This window comes from Paenibacillus humicola, assembly GCF_028826105.1.
Taxonomy (GTDB): domain Bacteria; phylum Bacillota; class Bacilli; order Paenibacillales; family Paenibacillaceae; genus Paenibacillus_Z; species Paenibacillus_Z humicola.
Window position 1 is genome coordinate 5,618,664 of record NZ_JAQGPL010000001.1, and the last position, 18,326, is coordinate 5,636,989.

Consider the following 18,326-nt stretch of genomic DNA (forward strand, 5'->3'; position numbering starts at 1 on the left):
GGCGTTTTCGCTTTCGCATGACCGGACTTATTCCGGACTGCCGCTTACGATTGTCTTCACCCGGCCGACCTCGCCGCTCGTCAGCCTGACTTTGATGCCGTGCGGATGGGTAGGCGAATTCGTCAATAAATCTTTGACGACGCCGCGCGTCGTCTTCCCCGTCGGCTGATCCTTCTTCAGCACGATCTCGACAGTCTGGCCCGGCCGGACCTGGGAACGCACTCTTCCGTCCATGCTTGTTCACCCGCTTTCCATCTGATGTTCGCTTGCGTGCCGGCACGTGATGCCCGCTTCAGGCTTTCTTATAGCTTAAAAAAATACTGCGGTCAGCGCAACAAAACAACCATATTCCTCGTCTAACAAGAGAAGGAAATCCGCAACAGGGTAATAAGAAGATGAGGTGACTTTACATGAAAAAATGGGCAAACCTTGCACTCGCCGTTCTGCTGTCGGGCGCATTGCTTGGAGGCGTATCTTATATGCCGGGGCAAGCCTCCGCCGATACTGCGGTTACCGCCGGCTGCCGTGCCGACGACAACGGGCTGGATCTGAAGACCGTCGCCGATACCGGGAATCCGCATTTCCAGTCCGTCCAATTCCTGAGCGTCAACATCGGACGCGCCGCGGGCAACGGCTTTATGCTCGGGACCTCGGACGCCGGCTGCCATTGGCAGGCGATCAATAACGAAGGCAAATACGTCTTCACGCAGATGCAGTTCCTGACCAACAAACTGGGCTACGTGCTCGTGCAGACGGACCCGACCAAACCGGTCAATACGCTGCTCCGCACGGCCGACGGCGGTTCGACGTACAAATGGATTCCGACCGGCAATCATCCGTTCGGCCGCGTCCGCTTCTTCACGCAGGAGACCGGCTTCGGCTATACCTGGAACGGGGCGTATAAAACGACAAACGGCGGGCAGACGTGGACCAAGGTGCAGACGCCGGCCAACACCCGGTATACGCAGTTCATTACACCGACCAAGGGCTGGGCGGTCGTCTTCCTGGTCGGAGGCGGCTACCAGGTGCAGAAGACGACCGACGGCGGGCTTCACTGGACGAACACGCTGACCGTCAAAGCCGAGGACAGCTTCGGCGGTTCGATCTACGGTACGGACAGCGAAGACGTCTGGGTCGTCCTGCTTGGCGGCTCCGGCATGACGCAAACCTCGTATTCCGTCTTCCATACGACGAATGCGGGCGCGAGCTGGCAGCAGGTCATTTCGAACCCGACGGCGGGCGGCGGCCCGGCTCCGGGACCGAAGGCGAAGGCGGGGACGCTTGTCGGACCGACGGGCCGTCCCGACGATATGCAGGTTTTTGGCCGCAGCGCGGCATTCCTGGCGGCCGGCAGCCCCGGGTACGAGCAAACCTTCTTCGGACACTCGGTTGACGACGGCAAAACGTGGACCAATCTTTCGTCCGTAACGGGCAGCGACGCGAAAATCTCGTTTACGTCGCCGAATAACGGCTATTTGGCCGTGACGGACTCGTTATATCCTTCCGTATTCGGCACGACCGACGGCGGCAAGACGTGGACGAAGAAATTTTCGCTTCCGACAACGCCGTAATCTGATCCGTACCCCAAGCCCCCGGCTGCGCCGGGGGCTTATTTTGCATGGATGTTGCCCCGCCTTTCATACCCTTCATTCACAAATCCTTCTTATCCGGAGTGATCGTAATCACAACGCTGCCGCGCTTATTCCGGTACACTGCAGGTAAGAAGAACGAAAATGATGGAAATGAGGGATTTTAAAATGCTGAACAATTCTGCCATTGCGGTCATCAAATCGACGGTGCCGGTTCTCGAAACGAAAGGAACGGCCATTACGAAACGGTTTTACGAGCTGCTGTTCGCCGGGCACCCCGAGCTGCTGAACGTCTTCAACCACGCCAACCAGAAGCAGGGCCGCCAGCAGGCGGCGCTCGCAAACGCCGTTTACGCGGCGGCGGCCCACATCGACCGGCTGCACGAAATATTGCCCGCCGTCCGGCAAATCGCGCACAAACACCGGAGCCTCGGCATTAAGCCGGAGCATTATCCCATCGTCGGGGAGACGCTGCTTGCCGCTATCAAAGACGTGCTCGGCGATGCGGCTACGGACGAGATTCTCGCGGCATGGGCGGAGGCGTACGGGGTTATCGCGGATGCCTTCATCGGCGTCGAAGCCGGGATGTACCGCGAAGCGGAAGCCCAGCCGGGCGGATGGGCCGGATTCCGGCCGTTTACGATCCGGCGCAGGGTCAAAGAGAGCGGCGCCATCACATCGTTCTATCTGTCGCCGGCGGACGGCGGGCCGCTCGCTTCCTTCAAGCCCGGCCAGTACGTAAGCGTCAAAGCGGATATTCCCGGGCAGGCGAATACGCATATCCGCCAGTACAGCTTGTCCGATGCGCCCGGCAAGCCGCATTACCGGATTTCGGTTAAACGCGAAACGCATGCCGGCGAACGCCCGGACGGAATCGTCTCGAATTACTTGCACGATTCGGCCGGCGAAGGCGATACGCTCTTGCTGTCGGCACCGGCCGGAGATTTCGTGCTGGACGAATCGCATCCGCTGAGGCCGGTCGTCCTGCTGAGCGGCGGCGTGGGCTTGACGCCGATGATGAGCATGCTGCTGCATCTGACCGCCGCGCAGAGCGAACGGCCGGTTACGTTCATTCATGCGGCCGCAAACGGCCGGGTGCATGCGTTCCGCGAAGACGTTCGCCGGATCGCGGAACGCTGCAGCCGGGTCCGCGCGTATTTCTGTTACAGCGAGCCCACGGACGAGGACCGCGCCGGAGGCGTCTTCGACAAGGAAGGCCGAATCGATCTTCCTTGGCTGCAGACGATCGTCCCTTCTCCGGATGCCGACTTTTATTTCTGCGGCCCCGTTTCGTTCATGCAGCGGATCTACCGCGACCTGCGCGGCCTGGGCGCCGCTCCGTCCGATATCCGCTATGAATTTTTCGGTCCCTCCGGAAGCCTCGACGCTTGACGCTTGAAGCGCATGCTTCTGTACCGGCCCTAAGCCGGCGGCATGACGGGGGGTCCGGGACGAATCGTTCCGCCTTCTGCGATGGGATCAGCAGCGTCACCTGCGATCGGCGCCAAGTCACTCGTCCGCCGGCTTCAGCCGCTTCCTTCCTCCGCCCGCAGCCTGCGCAGCAGCCGGTTGACCGTTTCGCGCCGCAGGCCCAGCAGCTGCCCGATCTCCTCCTGCGTCAGCAGTTCGCCAAGCGGAGCATCCGGTACATAGGATGCGAACCAGCGGTTTAGCCGCTTCAGCTTTTCCGCCGGCTCGAGGGCGGTAAGCTGGTCGATCCGCTGCTGCATCGTGCGCAGCCTGCTCTGCAGCAGCAGCGCCGTCTCGCGGTATTTGGAGGGCTCGCGCTCCAGTTCGCCGTACCATTCCTTCGCCGGAATCATCGTGATCTCGCATGCGGTCAGCGCAATGGCCGTGCCGTGGTATTCCTTCGGACTGATCAGCGAATGGTGAGGAATCGTCTCTCCCGCCGCAATGATGTTGAAAATAAACGGCGTCCCTCCGGGATCGGTCCGCACGATTTTAAGCAGTCCGGCGTCGATGCGGTATAGCGGCCCGGATTCGCCCTGCCGGAACAGCGTCTCGCCTCTATGAAGCCGCATGCTCCGCCGCCCCATCCGTCCCTGTTCTCGCTGTCATATCGCCATCTCCGCCTTCCGGTTTTTTTCTATTATTGTAGCGTATCCGGCTGCGGCGGCACCATTCTTTTCGGCGCTTCCAGCTATTCGGCGCGCCGCTCCCTATCAAGCAGGGGCGCATAACGCCGCAATAGCTTGTACAGCGCAAGGTTCAGCAGAAAGACCAGGATGTAGACCGGACCCGAATACCACGGCGACCAGCCTTTGTAGGTGAACACATGGAACCAGCGGGCGGCCCCCCATTCCATTATTTCCGCGATAAACCCGCACAGCACCAGGTAAGCCCCGAGCCGCACGGCGCTGAGTCTCAGCATGGAATATATATATACAACGAAATAACCGGCAGGCGGATAAGTAAAGAAATAAAACAGGAAGTCGGTGATTTCCATCTGCGGCCTATCGTTCACATCGTAAAAATCGTAAGGCGGCACCGAAATGGTAAAATCCGCGGTTTGCGCCAGCGCGTAATTCAGCACCCACAGGCTGACGATGTCGATCGGCGCCAGCCGCTTCGGCAGCAGCACGATCAGCGACCAGCTGATCAGCGACGAGACGATGAAAAACCACTCGTTGTCGTCGAATTTGACCGGTCCGTACAAAATCATCCCCGGATCCCGCCCCTTCTCATTATGACCCGGTACAGCGCCATAAAGCAGCCCGATATCCCGATGAGCCCCGCGAACAGGAGGGCCGAATCGTAAAAGGTCCAATTGACGAACGTCAGCAGTCCCGTAAGGCAGTACAAATAGTCGAGCAGCAGCATCAGCGCGAGCACGGCTGCCGCGGCCAGAACCTTGATCGCGCGGCCGACCGCACGGTCGGCCGCCAAAGCGAGAAACCATACGATCAGAATCGGAATAAGCAGCACGCCCGACTGCCTGAGCGTCCAGAACCCCAGCCGGGCAGTATTGAAATGAACGGCTTTCATATTAAAACTGACGATAATGAAAGACAGCTGCTCAAACGAAGAGACAAACGACCAATAGGCGATGATTTCCGGCCAAATGAGCCGTCTGGCCAGCCATTTGACGGAAACCAGCGCCGCGGCGCTAGCAGTGGACATGCAGACGAACAGAAGCAAACCGGGTCCTCCTTTCCGCCAAGCCGATACCGTTTCATTATGTTCCAAGACTGCCCGAAATAGTCGAACAGCCCCCGACCGGGATTCGGTCGGGGGCTGTTCCGGCGGGGCCAATAAGAGCTGCCGCTATCAGCCGCGAATCAGCGATTCGGCTCCGTCGATATAGATCGGCGTGCCCGTAATGTGGCTCGATTCGTCGGATGCAAGGAACAGGACGAGGTTGGCGACCTGCTCCGGCTTGCCGGGCCCGTCCTCAAGCGGCTGGTCGCCTTCCGGGAACTTGACGGGGATCGTAATCTCCTTCAGCTCCGGCTTCCGCTCCGTATTTTGGTCGATCTTCGTCGAAATCGCCCCCGGGCAAATCGCATTGACCCGGATGCCGAACTGGGCAAGCTCCAGCGCCGCCATTTGCATGAACGCCACCTGACCGGCTTTCGATGTCGCGTATGCGCTCATGCCGAAGTTCGAGAATACGCGGTTGCCGTTGATCGAGCTCGTAATGACGATGCTGCCGCCGTTTTTCTTCAGCTCCGGCACCGCATATTTGACCGTCAGGAACGTCCCTTTCAGGTTGATGTCGAGCGTCGTGCTCCAATCCTCGGGGGCCATATCTTCGATCGGCGTTAGCGTCCCGTTAATGCCGGCGTTAGCGAACACGATATCGAGCCGTCCCCATGCGTCCACCGTTTTGCGTACGGCGCTTTCGATATCCTCCGGCTTCGAAATATCCGCTTCGGCCGGGATCGCCTCGCCGCCCGCCTGCTCGATCTGTTTTTGCACCTCGGCAACGCGGTCCTCCTTCTTGTCGACCAGCGTCACCTTCGCTCCTTCCTGCGCAAGCCGCACCGCAGCCGCCCGGCCGATCCCGGAGCCGGCGCCCGTCACGAACGCCACCTTGCCCTGTACTCTTCCCTGTCCATTCGCATCTGCCATCGCGTGACATCCTCCTTCCGTTTGGCTCGCCGGCTTTCCGGCTTAACCGTTCTTCACCCATTTGTTATTTCCTAAAACAAGTCGGCTATGCATGACCTTACGCCAAAAAAACGTCCCCGCCTCGGCCTTTTCAGGCAAAGGCGGGGACGTGAAAACCCGCTGTTAACAAATGACAGGTATTGATTTTTCACCGGCCGTCTTAAGGCTTCTGTCCGTCTCCGGACGCGTCCGCCACGACCTGCTGCGAGCCGTCGTCCGGTTTGCCGTACTGCTCGTAATATTCCTCGAGCGTCAGGCCTTTCTCGGCGATCACCTGCGCAATATCTTTTCCGACGTACCGGATGTGCCACGGCTCATACTTGTACCCGGTAATCTTCTCTTTCCCTTTCGGGTAGCGGATAATAAAGCCGTACTCCGACGCATGCTTCGCCAGCCACTCGGCTTCCGGGGTGCCGCCGAAGCAGTCGGTCGCGGCGCATTTGCCGTCGCTGCCGGACACGTCGATCGCAAGCCCCGTTTCGTGCTCGCTTGTGCCGGGCAGGGCGCTGTACGTACGCGCCTTCGCTTCCCCATCCCGTTTCACATAGTTCTCGAACACCGCTTTTTGCGTCGCGTACGACCGGTAGGCGGATACGCCGGCAAGATAAATGCCGTCCTTCTTGGCTCCCGCAAACAGCTGCTCGAGCGCCGTCGCCGCCACCTTGCGCATTTTCCGCTTGTCGATTTTCTCCTTGAAAATAAACCGCACATCCGGATAGACGAGATCCGGCGGCTCGTAATTGTCCGGCAGCTCGTTCTGTTTATTGACCAGGGCGGTGATGCTGTCCGGCTGTGCCACGACATGCATGGCGCCGTCGCCGTCCGAATCGCCTCCGCCCTCTTGCTGGGCCGGCGGGGACGGATTCGTGTTCTGTTGGCCGGCCGTATCGGGACCGGTGTCCCCCGTACCGGAATTCGCGTCCGGAGGGGCCGCCGAATTCGAATCGGAACCGGAATCCGCAGCCTGATTATTTGCCGGCGTCTGCTCCGCATTCGAAGAAGTACCCGGTTCCTGCAGCAATCCTTTTATATCCTGAAATTTGACCACAACTGCGATCGCGCAAACCGCTACGATCAGAAAGGCCCATAGGCCGCGTCTTCTTTTTCTCATCTTTCATCCTCCCGAGACTCTATAGACGAATCATAACGGCAAAATGTTTCGGGAAGATGCAGGAAACATTTCGAACTTGTATCAATACCGCATATCCGCCCGCGCAGCCTCAGCTTTTGCCCGCAGCCATCCGCTCGGCCAGGAAATCGACGATATGCATCGCTTCCATCTGCCCGCCTGCGCCGTGCTTCTCGATGCCGAGCTTCATCTGCAGCAGGCAGCCGGGGTTGCTCGTCAGCAAATAGCGCGCCTCCGTCCGGTTCGCGTTGTCCATCTTGCGCTCCAGCACCCTGCCGGCCATCTCCGGCTGCGTCACATTGTAAATGCCGGCCGAGCCGCAGCAGCTGCCGGCGTCGGCCATTTCCACGAACCGCACGTTTCCGACGCGGTTCATCAGCTGCCGCGGCGCCCCACCGCTTTTCATGACATTGCGCAGATGACACGAATCCTGGTACGTAATAAGCAGCTGCTGCGCGCGTCCGTCTTCCCCAGCCGGCTCGGCAAAATCGGGGACGCGGCCCTTCTCGGCGATCAACCGGCTGACGTCGATGACCCGCGAGGCGAACCAGGCGCCGTCCTCCCGCCAATCGTCGTCCTCGTGCAGCAAATGATCGTATTCGATCAGCAGCGCGCCGCAGCCTCCGGCATTGGACACGATATAGTCCACCCCGGCCTCTTTGAAGGCTCGAATATTGCTGCGGGCCAGCTCCCTCGCCTTGCCGAGCTCGCCGCTGTGCGCATGCAGCGCCCCGCAGCAAACCTGCGAATCCGGGATGACGACCTCGAAGCCCGCCTCGGACAGCAGCTTCACGGTATTGACATTCGTTTCGGCAAACAGGACGTCCATAATGCAGCCCCGGAACAAGGCGACGCGCGCGATCATCTTCCCTTTAGCCGGATAAAACGCACCGATTCGCTCGACCACGCCCCGCGCCGTCGCCTCGGGCAAAATCCGTTCCATATCCCGCATATGCTCCGGAAACAGGCGCATGATCCCCGTCCCCCGCGCAATGCGGCGCAAGCCAGACTTTTGGTAAAAGCCGAGCGATCGCCCGAGCCATTTCAGCCGGCTGCGATGCGGGAAGACGCCGTCGAAAAACAGCTTCCGCAGCCCTTTGACCGGCACGGAATGATCGGCGTGATCCTCGATCGAGTCGCGCGCCTGCTCGATCAGCTGGCCGTATTTGACGTCCGCCGGACATACCGGCTCGCAAGCCCGGCAGCCGAGACAATGGTACATCTGCTCCTGAAACGCCTCATCCGGGTCCATCAGGCCGTCCGCGACCGCCTTCATCAGGGCGATGCGGCCGCGCGGCGATTCCGGCTCCATGCCGGTCTCCTTGAAGGTCGGGCAGGCCGGCAGGCAGAAGCCGCAGCGCATGCAGTTCGTCAGCTGGTCGTAGTTCAGCTTCTCCGCCAGCGCCCGGGCAAGCGGGTTCTCGTGCCGGACGGCGGGTTTTGCGCTCTCTGCGGTCAGCTTATCCATGCTGAACCACCACCCTTTTCCTCGTTTCTTTGGCGAACATTTTTCCCGGATTAAGCAAATTGTGCGGGTCGAACGCCTGCTTGATGCCTTTCATGACGCCAAGGCCGGCCGGGCCGACCCGCCATTCCAGATAAGGAGCCTTCACGAGACCGACGCCATGCTCCCCCGTAATCGTGCCGCCCAGCTCGATGGACGCCTCGAATATTTCGGCGAACGCTTCTTCGACCCGGTGAATTTCATCCCGGTCGCGCGCGTCCGTCGTGGCGGTCGGGTGCAGGTTGCCGTCGCCCGCGTGCCCGAACGTGGCGATCGTCACGTTGTGCTTGCGCGCGATCTCGTTGATGCGCAGCACCATGTCGGCGATTTTGGACCGCGGCACCGTAGCGTCCTCGAGAATCGTCGTCGGCCGCAGACGGGCGAGCGCCGTGAGCGCGCTCCGCCGCGCCGTCAGCAGCTTCTCGGCCTCCTCGCGCGTCGCCGCCACTTCAACGCGGTCGGCATGCTCGCTCTCGCAAATTTCGGTGATCCGTGCAATGTCCCGTTCGACCGTCTCCGGGTCGCCGTCCTGCTCAATCAGCAGGATCGCCTCCATATCGAGCGGCAGGCCAAGCTTCGCGAAATCGTCGACCACGCGGATCGTCGGGTTGTCGAGAAATTCGAGCGTCGCCGGGATGATCCGCGACTCGATGATTTTCGAAACCGTCCGCGCCGCGCCGTACAAGTCGCGGTACATGGCAAGCATCGTTTTCTTCGCCTTGGGCGGCGGCACGAGCTTCAGCGTCGCTTCCGTGATGATCGCGAGCGTCCCTTCCGATCCGATCAGCAGCTTTGTCAGATCGTAACCGGCAACGTCCTTCATCAGCTTGCCGCCGGTGCGGATCACCTCGCCGCTGGCCAGTACCGCTTCGAGCCCGATCACATAATCCTTCGTTGTCCCGTATTTCAGTCCGCGAAGACCCCCGGAGCATTCCGCGATATTGCCGCCGATCGTGGAAATGCGCATGCTGCCCGGATCGGGCGGATAAAAAAGACCGAACGATTCGATATGGGCCGTAAATTCGGCCGTAATGATCCCCGGCTGAACCGTCGCGGTCAAATTTTCGAGGTCGACCTCCAGGATGCGGTTCATCCGGTGCATGACCATGACGACCCCGCCTTGAACGGGAACGGTCCCCCCGCACAAATTCGAAGCCGATCCGCGGCTGATCACCGGGATGCCATGCTCCGAAAGCACTTTCATTATCTCCGATACCTGTTCCGTCGAGGACGGATAAATGACGCCGTCCGGCATCGACTGCAGCATCGGCGTCGCATCGTAGGAATGCGCGACCAGCGCCTCCTGATCGTCGCGGTACCAGGTCTCTCCGACAATCGCCCGCAGCCGCCTTGCCGCCTCCGGATGTATCATGAAATGCAGCCTCCCTTTTTTGGCTATAAAAAATAGTTCAGGTCATCTGATGACTTTTGTTTTAGTATAGCTTATGCTACTAATGACGTATAGACCTTTTTTGTCCGCTCATTTGCATATTGGAGGTTCGATCGCCGTGCGCCCTATCAAAATCGAGGCCCGCAAGGGCCATGAAATTGTCGCCAGCCATATTTTGCAGCGCATTGAGAGCGGCGAGCTGAAGCCCGGGCAGAAGCTCCCCTCGGTCGTCGATCTGGCGGCCGCTTACGGCGTCGGGCGCTCCACGATCCGGGAAGCCGTCAGCGCGCTGAAAGCGACGGGCTGGCTCGATGTCCGCCACGGAGGCGGCACGTTCGTCAGCCCGGTGCTCCCGGCCGGAGCGCGCGGCGATACGGCCGATCTGTTCAAGGACGCCGAATCGGTGCTGGAGCTTTTGGAGGTCCGCAAGGCGCTTGAGACCGAGGCGGCCGCCTTGGCCGCGGAGCGGCGGACCGCCGAGGACTTGGGGAAAATGCGGGCGATTTTACTGCGCATGGAGCAGGTGATGCTGGACGCGGACACCTCCGAGGGCGAGCGGGCGGACGTGCAGTTTCATACCGCGATCGCGGCCGCTTCGGGCAATTCCCTGCTGCTGCAGCTGATGGAATCGATCTCGCTCCGGCTCGGCGATTCGATCCGCCGCACGCGCGAGCTGTGGTTTTACGAGGAGCAGGCGACGGCGGAGCGGCTGCTCGAGGAGCATAAATCGATCTTCGCCGCCATCGAAGTCCGCGACAAAGAAGCGGCCGCCGCCCGCATCGGCGCCCACTTGGCGAAGGTGGAGAACGTGCTGAAGCCCGCGCTCAGAGACGCGGTCTCGGCCGAGTCTGCGGAAGAGTAATAGCAGTCGCTTGAGGACGGCCATCTGCGGGGGTCGGGTCCGCGCATCAGAATTCATACGGCGTTTATATGATTTACCTATAAGCAGATAAGGAATAAATATTTTACACTTATGAAGGAGGCGCGCATAATAGGGGTAAATTGGATGACATTGGTCGTTGAGGAGGGAACGGAATGGGAAAAATGTTTGAGGCGATGCTGCCCCAACATGAGGCATTCATCCGGAAACAGCGGATCTTTTTTGTCGGCTCCGCGCCGCTGCAGGCGGACGGTCATGTTAACATTTCACCGAAAGGGTACGATGTGCTGCGCATTTTCTCCCCGACGGAGGTCGCGTACCTCGATGTGACGGGCAGCGGCAACGAAACAAGCGCGCATGTGCTGGAGAATGGGAGAATCACCTTCATGTTCGCCGCTTTCGAAGGCCCGCCGATGATTCTCCGCCTGTACGGGACCGGGAGCGTCGTGCTGCCCGGCACGCCCGAATGGGAAGCGCTCGCCCCGCATTTCACGCTGTATCCCGGCACCCGCCAGATTGTTTGCGCCAAGGTGCATGCGGTCAAAACCTCGTGCGGCTTCAGCGTTCCGTTCTTCGACTACGCGGGTGAACGCGACACGCTGCTGAAATGGGCCGAAAACAAGGCGGACGACGAAATAACCGATTACCGGCGGACGAAAAATGCCGCCAGCATGGACGGCCTGCCGACGCCGATCGGCATCGGGCTCGGTGTCCGGCCGTAACGAAGGCGAACGGGTCACTTATCATCGCCGGAACAGCCTTAGGCCTTAGGCCTCGACATCGGCTTGTTCTTCTTGCCGCTTGTCCGCCTGCCGAAAAACGTTTGCCCCTGCACTGTTGGTGAGGTCGATTCTGCCGGCTGTGGCACTGCACTGGGAGACGGCAATCACCGCTGCGCAGCCGAGGAAGGCTCCCCCTCCCTGGATCGCCGTTCACCATGCTGACCGTTCCCGCCGTTTCCGCCGTTCGCTCCGTTAAATGCCCCGAACCCTCGTTCGCCGCGAATCTTGCTTCGGTCGGGGTGCACCATTTCTCCGCCCAGATGACCGGTATACGAAACAAGTCCGGCTCCTACCAGCATCACGAGCAAATATACGATTGTTTTGCCGATATCGAATTTTTTCTTCCACAAGACGCCAAGCCTGACGACAGACAGGGCGATTGCCAGTATCATCGTCAGCTTGCCGAACAGCTCGTGCCGCGGAAACAGCGGATCGCGTTCACCTTCCGGTCCGGTCATGACGGCCAGGACCGCACCTGCCGTTCCGACAATCAGGCACAAAAGACCGGCTGTGTGCCAATCCTTCCGCTTGATCAGCACGGCCGCCAGATCAAACAGGAAGCTGAACAGCAGCATGGCGATGGGAATATGGATGACTAGAAAATGCGCGTTTTGGATGATGTAGCTCATGAGTGGCTCTCCCTTTTTTCAAGACTTGATATCCGTTATAGCACCTGAGTCTTAAAATCTCATGAGAAAGCGGATATGCCCCATTTCCCTGCCGATTGCGCATGGGAGCGAACTTGATTACGAGATCCATCTGGCCAGCAGGTAGGCGGCACCGGCTGCCGCGCCGCCGATCAATGCGGTTTGCCACGCGCTTTTGACGGGACGGGATCCCGTAAACTTTCCTTTTACCCATCCAAAAACGAACAGTGAAATAAGCGTTATAACGACCGATATAAGCAAGGCATCGAGCGAGTGAGCGAAAATCAGATAAGGCGACAAGGGGATCGCCCCGCCAAAAATGTAAGAGAGCCCGATGGTCAGCGAGCTGTTTCGGGCTCTTTTCGGGTTCGGCTCTTCCAGGCCCAGCTCGTGCTTCATCATAAAATCAACCCAACGCTCATGGTCCCGACTGATGGCATCGACCGCCGAAGAAACGGCTTCCTCGGGTATCGACCAGCTTCTGAGCACCTCGGCCACCTCTTCGCGTTCGCATTCGGGCAGCTCGATAATTTCACGCCGCTCCCGCTCCAATTCGGCCAAATAATGCTCCCGGTCCGTCCGCGCGGCCAAATAACCGCCCAGGCCCATTGCGATCGAGCCTGCCGCGATTTCCGCCAGCCCCGCCACGACGACAAGATGCGTATTGGAAACCGTGCCGGACAAGCCGGCCGCCAATGCAAAAGGTACGGTCAGGCCGTCCGCCATGCCGATGACGATATCCCGGATGATTTCGGGTGCCTCAAAATGCTTTTCCACATGTTCGTTTCGATGCATGATATCCGCCTCCCTTTGACAATGAAAATCGTTATCTTTACCCTGAAAATGACACATGCTGCCGTCCTGTCGACGGCAGCATGCCAAGAAGCGGATTCAAATCCCGCGGAGTATCTACAAAACGAAAAGGGGGCTTTTACCCCGAACGCTTGTCCTGCGTTAACGCGTCCGGCCCTTGCCCGGCCGACCGGCGGAAGCTCCGCCGCCTTTGCGGCCTTGTCCGCCGCCGTCCGGGCGCTTGGCACCCTGGCGCGCTCCGGTTCCCCGCGCCTGCGCCGGGCCGCCGCCCGGGCGCGCGCTCTTCTTGGGGCGTACGCCCGTGCGCGCCTCAAGCCCTTCGCGGGCGGACCGCTTCGCCAGCTCGCGCGGGCTCACGGCCGCGGGCTCGCGCCGGCTCCCGGCGCCGCTGCGCTCCGCGCTTGCGCGCCCGCGCGGGGCGGCTTCGCCGCGCCCCTGCGCCTCCACGCGCTCGCGCCGGCTCCCGGCGCCGCTGCGCTCCGCGCCTGCGCGCCCGCGCGGGGCGGCTTCGCCGCGCCCCTGCGCCTCCACGCGCTCGCGCCGGCTCCCGGCGCCGCTGCGCTCCGCGCCTGCGCGCCCACGCGGGGCGGCTTCGCCGCGCCCCTGCGCCTCCGCGGGCTCGCGCCGGCTCCCGGCGCCGCTGCGCTCCGCGCCTGCGCGCCCACGCGGGGCGGCTTCGCCGCGCCCCTGCGCCTCCACGCGCTCGCGCCGGCTCCCGGCGCCGCTGCGCTCCGCGCCTGCGCGCCCGCGCGGGGCGGCTTCGCCGCGCCCCTGCGCCTCCACGCGCTCGCGCCAGCTCCCGGCGCCGCTGCGCTCCGCGCCCGCGCGCCCGCGCGGGGCGGCTTCGCCGCGCCCCTGCGCCGCGCGCTCGCGCCGGCCGCCGCGCTCCCGCTCGCCGCGCGCAGCAGGCTCCGCCGGGGCGCTCCGCCGGCCCCGGTCCGTCTCCGGCGCGCCCTGTTCGCCCGGGATCGACTGGCCGATGCCGCTTTCGATCGCCGCCAGCTTCATGCGGTCGCGCGGCGTCACGAACGTGACGGCGACGCCCTCCCCGCCCGCGCGGCCGGTCCGTCCGATCCGGTGGATGTAGCCTTCCGCATCCTGCGGGATGTCGTAATTGAACACGTGCGTGACGCCCTCCACGTCAAGGCCGCGCGCCGCCACGTCCGTCGCGACGAGCAGCTGCAGCTTCGCCTCGCGGAAGCGCCGCATCGCCTGCTCCCGCTTCGCCTGCGACAGATCGCCGTGCAGCTCGTCCGAGCTGTACCCGAGCTGCTGCAAAGCCTCGTTCAGCGCCGCCGCACGGCGCTTCGTCCGGCAAAAAATGACGCCGAGGTAGGGCCGCTGCTCGTCGATCACCCGGCACAGCGCCGCCATTTTGCCCCGGTCGGTCGTCGAAACGGCAAGCTGGCGGGTTCCCGCCACCGTTACCTGCGGAGCGCGCACCGTAATATTTTGCGGGTCAAGCATGATGCGGGCCGCAAGCGATCGTACCGCTCCGGGCATCGTTGCGGAAAACAGCATCGTCTGCCTCCGGTAAGGAAGCGCGCTTAATATGGTTTCCACCTCGTTGAGAAACCCCATATGCAGCATTTGATCGGCTTCGTCCAGCACGAGCATCGAGACGCGGTCCAGCGAAATCGTTCCCCTCCGCATATGGTCGAGCAGCCTGCCCGGCGTCGCCACAACGAAATGCACCGAACGCTGCAGCTTGCGCATTTGCGCCTCAACGTCCTGCCCCCCGTAGACGGCCAGCACGCGAAAGCCCTCCTCCGGCAGCAGCCGCCGCTTCAGCTCCGCCGTGATTTGCAGCGCGAGCTCCCGCGTCGGGGTCAAAATCAGCCCGCGCAGCTCGTCGCCGGCCGGATCGATCTTCTCCAGCATCGGCAGCAGGAAAGCCAGCGTCTTTCCCGTACCCGTCTGCGCCTGGCAGATGACGTCCTTTCCTTCCAAAATAACCGGAATCGCGCCTTCCTGAATCGGCGTCGCCTCATGAATACCTTCGCCGCTCAGCGCTGCCGCACGTTCCTTCGAAATGCCCAATTTTTCAAATCCAGCCAACAAATCCACCTCATTTATAGGTTCCACCGCTGCAACAATCGGTATTTCCTATCGTACCACAAACCCGGCCCCGCCATGTAATGAAACCGAAAAGCGGTTTTCAGCCTCTTTTCAGCGAATCTTCAAAATCAATTCATAATGAACCGATATACTCGAATCATCGAATGAAAGATTTCGAGGATGGACATCGATACTTTTCGGGAGGAGCCTCGGGTGAAAAAGAATAAATGGATGAAATGGCAAGCAGGCATGGTCTTTGCAGCCGGCATTGCCGTCATGTTCCAAGCGGCACGAACAAGCGCACCTTACGAAGCGAAGGTCGCGGCAGCCGCTTCCCCGCAGGATCGGCCCGGCATGCAGCAGCAGCAAGATCCGGTCTTCGACGAGTGGGAAAACGGAGGGCAGCATGCTCGCGGGAGACATTTCCGGGGCGGCGATTCGTATGGAAGCGGATCGAACGACGGTTCGTCCGGCGGCAGCCTGTACGGCGGCGGATCGGCACCTGCCGAACCGTTCGGCGACGGAGGCCCGCTTGGAAGCGGGCGATCCGGCGCCCATTCCAGAACCGGGCGGTCCTGAACGATTTTCTCAAGAGAGGTGCATATAAAATGGAACCGCACACCGCATCCGCTCCCGGAGAGGAGCCGCTGCATGCATTTCGGTTTAAAGCGATGAACACGTCGGTCGAATGCGCGCTGCAGTGCCCGGCTTCCCAGCGCGGGGAACTGGAGCTGCTGGCGCGGGATTGGTTTGGAACGGCCGAACGGCGGTTCAGCCGTTTCCGCCCGGACAGCGAGCTCAGCCATTTGAACCGTCTGGCCGGAGAGCGCTGCATGATTTCCGCCGCGATGACGGACGTGCTGCAGCTCGCGCACGAATATACGGAAATAACGGAAGGGCTGTTCGACCCGTTCGTGCTGGATGCGCTGCTTGAAGCCGGGTACGACGAAACGTTCGATATCGTCAAACTCCGCCCGTCCGCCGATGCGCCGCCCGTCCGGACGGAGAGCGGACCGCAGCAGGCCGGCCGGCGGCTGCGGATGGAAATCGATCCGGTCATCGGATCGCTGCGGCTGCCGCCGCATGCCCCGATCGATCTCGGCGGCATCGTGAAAAGCTGGTCCGCTCAGCGGCTCGCCGCCTATTACCGGAACCGCCGCGGCATCGGCCGGGGTCTCGTGAATGCAGGCGGCGATCTCGCCGCCTGGGGGGATCCGGCGGACGGAGCGGGACCTTGGCGCATCGCGATCGAGCATCCGTGGACGATGGAAGCCGACGCCGGTCTGCTCCTGCTGCACAGTGGGGCCGCCGCGACCTCCGGCACGCTCGGACGGCGCTGGATGTCGCCGCACGGCCCGAAGCATCACCTGATTGACCCCGTTTCCTTGTCGCCAAGCGACAGCGATATCGTGCAGTGCACGGTCGCGGGCCGCTATGCGGTGGAATGCGAAATTTGGGCCAAAACGATCTGCATCGCCGGAGCCACAAGAGGGCTCTCTCTCTTTGCGGAGAAGGCGGACCCCGGCTGCGAGGCGCTGCTTTTTACGGCGGACCGGCGCGTGCTGCTGTACGGGAAACTTTCATCGCCGGAACGCAGGTGGCTGAACATTCCGGACGTCCGGCTTCTCCCGGTCAAGCGCAATTCCGCCGAATCCCGACATGTTGGAGGTGACTGCCGTTGATTTCGTTCCTCGTCAACCTGCCCACTTGGCAAATCATTCGCGTCACCGGCATCGTCTCCTATATCCTGCTGACGCTCGGCGTTGCGCTCGGCATTGCTTACGGATTGCCGTTATGGCCCCGGAAAATGAAAACGGTGCTGTACAAAATCCATTCCTTCGCCACGATTTCAGGCACGGCACTGGGTCTCTTGCACGGCGCCGTTACCGTTATCGACACCTACGTTCCGTATACCTGGCGCGAGCTGCTCGTCCCTTTTACCGCCCATTACGATCCGGTGCTTAGCGGGCTCGGCACGCTGTGCGGCTATGCGATGCTGCTTGTCATTCTGACGACAGACCTGCGGAACCTGCTGAAGCGCAGAGTATGGCTCGCTTTCCACCTGCTGTCCTACCCGATCTTCGCGATGGCGGCCATACACGGCTTCTTTATGGGAACGGACAGCCGTTTCCCCGGCATTCGCCTCCTGTATCTGGCATCTATCGTGCTGGTCGTCCTGATGTCGCTTCTCCGCTCGGCGTTCGGGCCGGCTGGCGGGATGCGGGTGTCCAGGCAGGCTCCGCTTTCGCGGAACACGCCCGTCACGCAGCCTTCTCGGCCCGGGCAGCCGGAGCCCGAGCTCGTCTCGCCCGGCAATGCGAGCAGACGCAGCGAGCGGTTTCGCGATACGCGGCATGCCCCGCCGCGAGGTTAATCCGGCCCGCCACTATCTTTGCCCCGGCGACAACCTTCCCGTTATCGGTTAAAATAGACGGATATACCGTTTGCCGGGATGCCGCGGAGCCTTGCGCCGGTGCTCGTATCGGCGCCGTGACCGCGGTGCGGCAGCGGGATCATGCGAAAGAGGTCGAATAACGATGAATGAAATGAATGCGACGGATACCGCCGTCCGGCTCAGCGGGGTATCGTGGAACCGGGACGGCAAGCAGCTGCTGCAGGACGTCGAATGGACGATCCGCCCGGGCGAGCATTGGGCGCTGCTCGGGCTGAACGGTTCCGGCAAAACGACGCTGCTCAACATCATGACCGGTTATATTTGGCCGACATCGGGGACGGTCAGCGTGCTTGGCCGCACCTTCGGCGAGGTCGATCTCCGGCAGCTGCGCCAGCTGATCGGCTGGGTCAGCTCCTCCCTGCAGGAGAAGCTGTACGGCACCGATAAAGCGCAGCACGTCGTCATCAGCGGCAAGCATGCGACGATCGGCTTGTACGACCGCCCGGACGAACGGGATTTCGCCCGGGCGGAGGAGCTGATGCGGACGCTCGGCTGCGCTCATCTGTGGGACCGCGAATACCGGACCTGCTCGCAGGGCGAGAAGCAGAAGCTGCTCATCGCCCGCGCGCTGATGGCGGATCCGCGGCTGCTTATCCTGGACGAGCCTTGCAACGGGCTCGACCTGTTCTCGCGCGAGAGGCTGCTGGACAGCATCTCAGCTCTGGCGGAGCAGGCCGATGCGCCGACGCTGATCTATGTCACGCATCATACGGAGGAGATCCTGCCCGTATTCACGCATGCGCTGCTGCTGCGCAGAGGCGAAGTGTTCCGGCAGGGCCGAACGGAGGAGATGCTGACCGGCGATACGCTGAGCGCATTCTTCGACTCGCCGGTTGCCGCCGAACGCCACGACGGCCGCTGCTACGTCCGGATCGCCCGCCCCGCGGAGACGGCCAATCGCGTATAAATCGGTACTGCCGAACTGTGGAGACAGCCAACCGCAAATAA

General features: G+C 61.7%; 19 protein-coding genes. 8 read left to right on the plus strand and 11 right to left on the minus strand.

What is annotated here, in order from left to right; translation table 11 throughout:
- Window positions 1-27: 27 nt before the first annotated feature.
- A complete protein-coding gene (locus tag PD282_RS25775; RefSeq protein WP_274654503.1) occupies window positions 28-234 on the minus strand; it encodes a YwbE family protein in 207 nt (68 codons plus the stop codon).
- A gap of 176 nt (window positions 235-410) precedes the next feature.
- Between PD282_RS25775 and PD282_RS25780 the strand changes: the two genes are divergently transcribed.
- Both PD282_RS25780 and hmpA read left to right on the plus strand, forming a co-directional pair.
- Complete coding sequence (locus PD282_RS25780) at window positions 411-1,571, plus strand: WD40/YVTN/BNR-like repeat-containing protein (protein ID WP_274654505.1); 1,161 nt, start codon at window positions 411-413, stop codon at window positions 1,569-1,571.
- A gap of 186 nt (window positions 1,572-1,757) precedes the next feature.
- Window positions 1,758-2,981: an NO-inducible flavohemoprotein gene (gene hmpA, locus PD282_RS25785; RefSeq protein ID WP_274654507.1), complete on the plus strand. Its 1,224-nt coding sequence runs from the start codon at window positions 1,758-1,760 to the stop codon at window positions 2,979-2,981.
- 134 nt (window positions 2,982-3,115) lie between these two features.
- Here hmpA and PD282_RS25790 read toward each other — a convergent pair whose 3' ends face one another.
- From PD282_RS25790 to PD282_RS25820, 7 genes are all read right to left on the minus strand, one after another.
- Window positions 3,116-3,631 carry a Crp/Fnr family transcriptional regulator gene (locus PD282_RS25790; RefSeq protein WP_274654509.1) on the minus strand — a complete coding sequence of 172 codons (516 nt, stop codon included), beginning with the start codon at window positions 3,629-3,631 and terminating at the stop codon, window positions 3,116-3,118.
- Window positions 3,632-3,750: 119 nt separating this feature from the next.
- The gene (locus PD282_RS25795) at window positions 3,751-4,272 is read right to left on the minus strand and encodes a hypothetical protein (protein WP_274654511.1); all 522 of its coding nucleotides are present in this window, start codon (window positions 4,270-4,272) and stop codon (window positions 3,751-3,753) included.
- Entirely contained in the window at window positions 4,269-4,748 is a 480-nt protein-coding gene (locus tag PD282_RS25800; RefSeq protein ID WP_274654513.1) for a hypothetical protein, read from the minus strand. Before PD282_RS25800 ends, PD282_RS25795 begins: the two co-directional genes overlap by 4 nt.
- A gap of 129 nt (window positions 4,749-4,877) precedes the next feature.
- Entirely contained in the window at window positions 4,878-5,681 is an 804-nt protein-coding gene (locus tag PD282_RS25805) for an SDR family oxidoreductase (RefSeq protein WP_274654515.1), read from the minus strand.
- A gap of 199 nt (window positions 5,682-5,880) precedes the next feature.
- Window positions 5,881-6,831 carry a M15 family metallopeptidase gene (locus tag PD282_RS25810; protein WP_274654517.1) on the minus strand — a complete coding sequence of 317 codons (951 nt, stop codon included), beginning with the start codon at window positions 6,829-6,831 and terminating at the stop codon, window positions 5,881-5,883.
- A gap of 109 nt (window positions 6,832-6,940) precedes the next feature.
- Window positions 6,941-8,317, minus strand: a complete 1,377-nt coding sequence (locus tag PD282_RS25815; protein ID WP_274654519.1) for a (Fe-S)-binding protein — start codon at window positions 8,315-8,317, stop codon at window positions 6,941-6,943.
- A complete protein-coding gene (locus PD282_RS25820; protein WP_274654521.1) occupies window positions 8,310-9,725 on the minus strand; it encodes an FAD-binding oxidoreductase in 1,416 nt (471 codons plus the stop codon). The genes PD282_RS25815 and PD282_RS25820 overlap by 8 nt, the downstream gene beginning before the upstream one ends.
- Window positions 9,726-9,861: 136 nt before the next feature.
- On the opposite strand from PD282_RS25820, the gene PD282_RS25825 reads away from it, so the two are divergent.
- Both PD282_RS25825 and PD282_RS25830 read left to right on the plus strand, forming a co-directional pair.
- Window positions 9,862-10,605, plus strand: coding sequence for a FadR/GntR family transcriptional regulator (locus PD282_RS25825; protein WP_274654522.1), 744 nt, complete (start codon window positions 9,862-9,864; stop codon window positions 10,603-10,605).
- A gap of 173 nt (window positions 10,606-10,778) precedes the next feature.
- Window positions 10,779-11,345, plus strand: coding sequence for a pyridoxamine 5'-phosphate oxidase family protein (locus PD282_RS25830; RefSeq protein WP_274654523.1), 567 nt, complete (start codon window positions 10,779-10,781; stop codon window positions 11,343-11,345).
- 164 nt (window positions 11,346-11,509) lie between these two features.
- Here the strand turns inward: PD282_RS25830 and PD282_RS25835 are convergent, their stop codons facing one another.
- From PD282_RS25835 to PD282_RS25845, 3 genes are all read right to left on the minus strand, one after another.
- Entirely contained in the window at window positions 11,510-12,034 is a 525-nt protein-coding gene (locus PD282_RS25835; protein ID WP_274654525.1) for a DUF2231 domain-containing protein, read from the minus strand.
- Between the two features lie 117 nt (window positions 12,035-12,151).
- Complete coding sequence (locus tag PD282_RS25840) at window positions 12,152-12,847, minus strand: VIT1/CCC1 transporter family protein (protein ID WP_274654527.1); 696 nt, start codon at window positions 12,845-12,847, stop codon at window positions 12,152-12,154.
- 159 nt (window positions 12,848-13,006) lie between these two features.
- On the minus strand, window positions 13,007-14,932 hold the full coding sequence (locus tag PD282_RS25845) for a DEAD/DEAH box helicase (RefSeq protein ID WP_338045235.1): 1,926 nt from the start codon (window positions 14,930-14,932) through the stop codon (window positions 13,007-13,009).
- Window positions 14,933-15,136: 204 nt separating this feature from the next.
- On the opposite strand from PD282_RS25845, the gene PD282_RS25850 reads away from it, so the two are divergent.
- The 4 genes from PD282_RS25850 to PD282_RS25865 all read left to right on the plus strand — a co-directional run bounded on the left by PD282_RS25850 (window position 15,137) and on the right by PD282_RS25865 (window position 18,285).
- Window positions 15,137-15,502, plus strand: a complete 366-nt coding sequence (locus PD282_RS25850; RefSeq protein WP_274654531.1) for a hypothetical protein — start codon at window positions 15,137-15,139, stop codon at window positions 15,500-15,502.
- 29 nt (window positions 15,503-15,531) lie between these two features.
- Window positions 15,532-16,605, plus strand: coding sequence for an FAD:protein FMN transferase (locus PD282_RS25855; protein ID WP_274654533.1), 1,074 nt, complete (start codon window positions 15,532-15,534; stop codon window positions 16,603-16,605).
- Window positions 16,602-17,297 carry a ferric reductase-like transmembrane domain-containing protein gene (locus tag PD282_RS25860; RefSeq protein WP_274654535.1) on the plus strand — a complete coding sequence of 232 codons (696 nt, stop codon included), beginning with the start codon at window positions 16,602-16,604 and terminating at the stop codon, window positions 17,295-17,297. Before PD282_RS25855 ends, PD282_RS25860 begins: the two co-directional genes overlap by 4 nt.
- Window positions 17,298-17,460: 163 nt before the next feature.
- Window positions 17,461-18,285 carry an ABC transporter ATP-binding protein gene (locus tag PD282_RS25865; protein WP_274654537.1) on the plus strand — a complete coding sequence of 275 codons (825 nt, stop codon included), beginning with the start codon at window positions 17,461-17,463 and terminating at the stop codon, window positions 18,283-18,285.
- The last annotated feature ends 41 nt before the right edge of the window (window positions 18,286-18,326 follow it).

Coding starts and splice junctions, on each gene's coding strand:
- PD282_RS25840 (WP_274654527.1), bottom strand. CDS start 12,847: ATGCATCGAAACGAACATGTGGAAAAGCATTTTGAGGCACCCGAAATC.
- PD282_RS25855 (WP_274654533.1), top strand. CDS start 15,532: ATGGAACCGCACACCGCATCCGCTCCCGGAGAGGAGCCGCTGCATGCA.
- PD282_RS25865 (WP_274654537.1), top strand. CDS start 17,461: ATGAATGAAATGAATGCGACGGATACCGCCGTCCGGCTCAGCGGGGTA.
- PD282_RS25780 (WP_274654505.1), top strand. CDS start 411: ATGAAAAAATGGGCAAACCTTGCACTCGCCGTTCTGCTGTCGGGCGCA.
- PD282_RS25820 (WP_274654521.1), bottom strand. CDS start 9,725: ATGATACATCCGGAGGCGGCAAGGCGGCTGCGGGCGATTGTCGGAGAG.
- hmpA (WP_274654507.1), top strand. CDS start 1,758: ATGCTGAACAATTCTGCCATTGCGGTCATCAAATCGACGGTGCCGGTT.
- PD282_RS25775 (WP_274654503.1), bottom strand. CDS start 234: ATGGACGGAAGAGTGCGTTCCCAGGTCCGGCCGGGCCAGACTGTCGAG.
- PD282_RS25815 (WP_274654519.1), bottom strand. CDS start 8,317: ATGGATAAGCTGACCGCAGAGAGCGCAAAACCCGCCGTCCGGCACGAG.
- PD282_RS25795 (WP_274654511.1), bottom strand. CDS start 4,272: ATGATTTTGTACGGACCGGTCAAATTCGACGACAACGAGTGGTTTTTC.
- PD282_RS25805 (WP_274654515.1), bottom strand. CDS start 5,681: ATGGCAGATGCGAATGGACAGGGAAGAGTACAGGGCAAGGTGGCGTTC.
- PD282_RS25830 (WP_274654523.1), top strand. CDS start 10,779: ATGGGAAAAATGTTTGAGGCGATGCTGCCCCAACATGAGGCATTCATC.
- PD282_RS25835 (WP_274654525.1), bottom strand. CDS start 12,034: ATGAGCTACATCATCCAAAACGCGCATTTTCTAGTCATCCATATTCCC.
- PD282_RS25810 (WP_274654517.1), bottom strand. CDS start 6,831: ATGAGAAAAAGAAGACGCGGCCTATGGGCCTTTCTGATCGTAGCGGTT.
- PD282_RS25790 (WP_274654509.1), bottom strand. CDS start 3,631: ATGCGGCTTCATAGAGGCGAGACGCTGTTCCGGCAGGGCGAATCCGGG.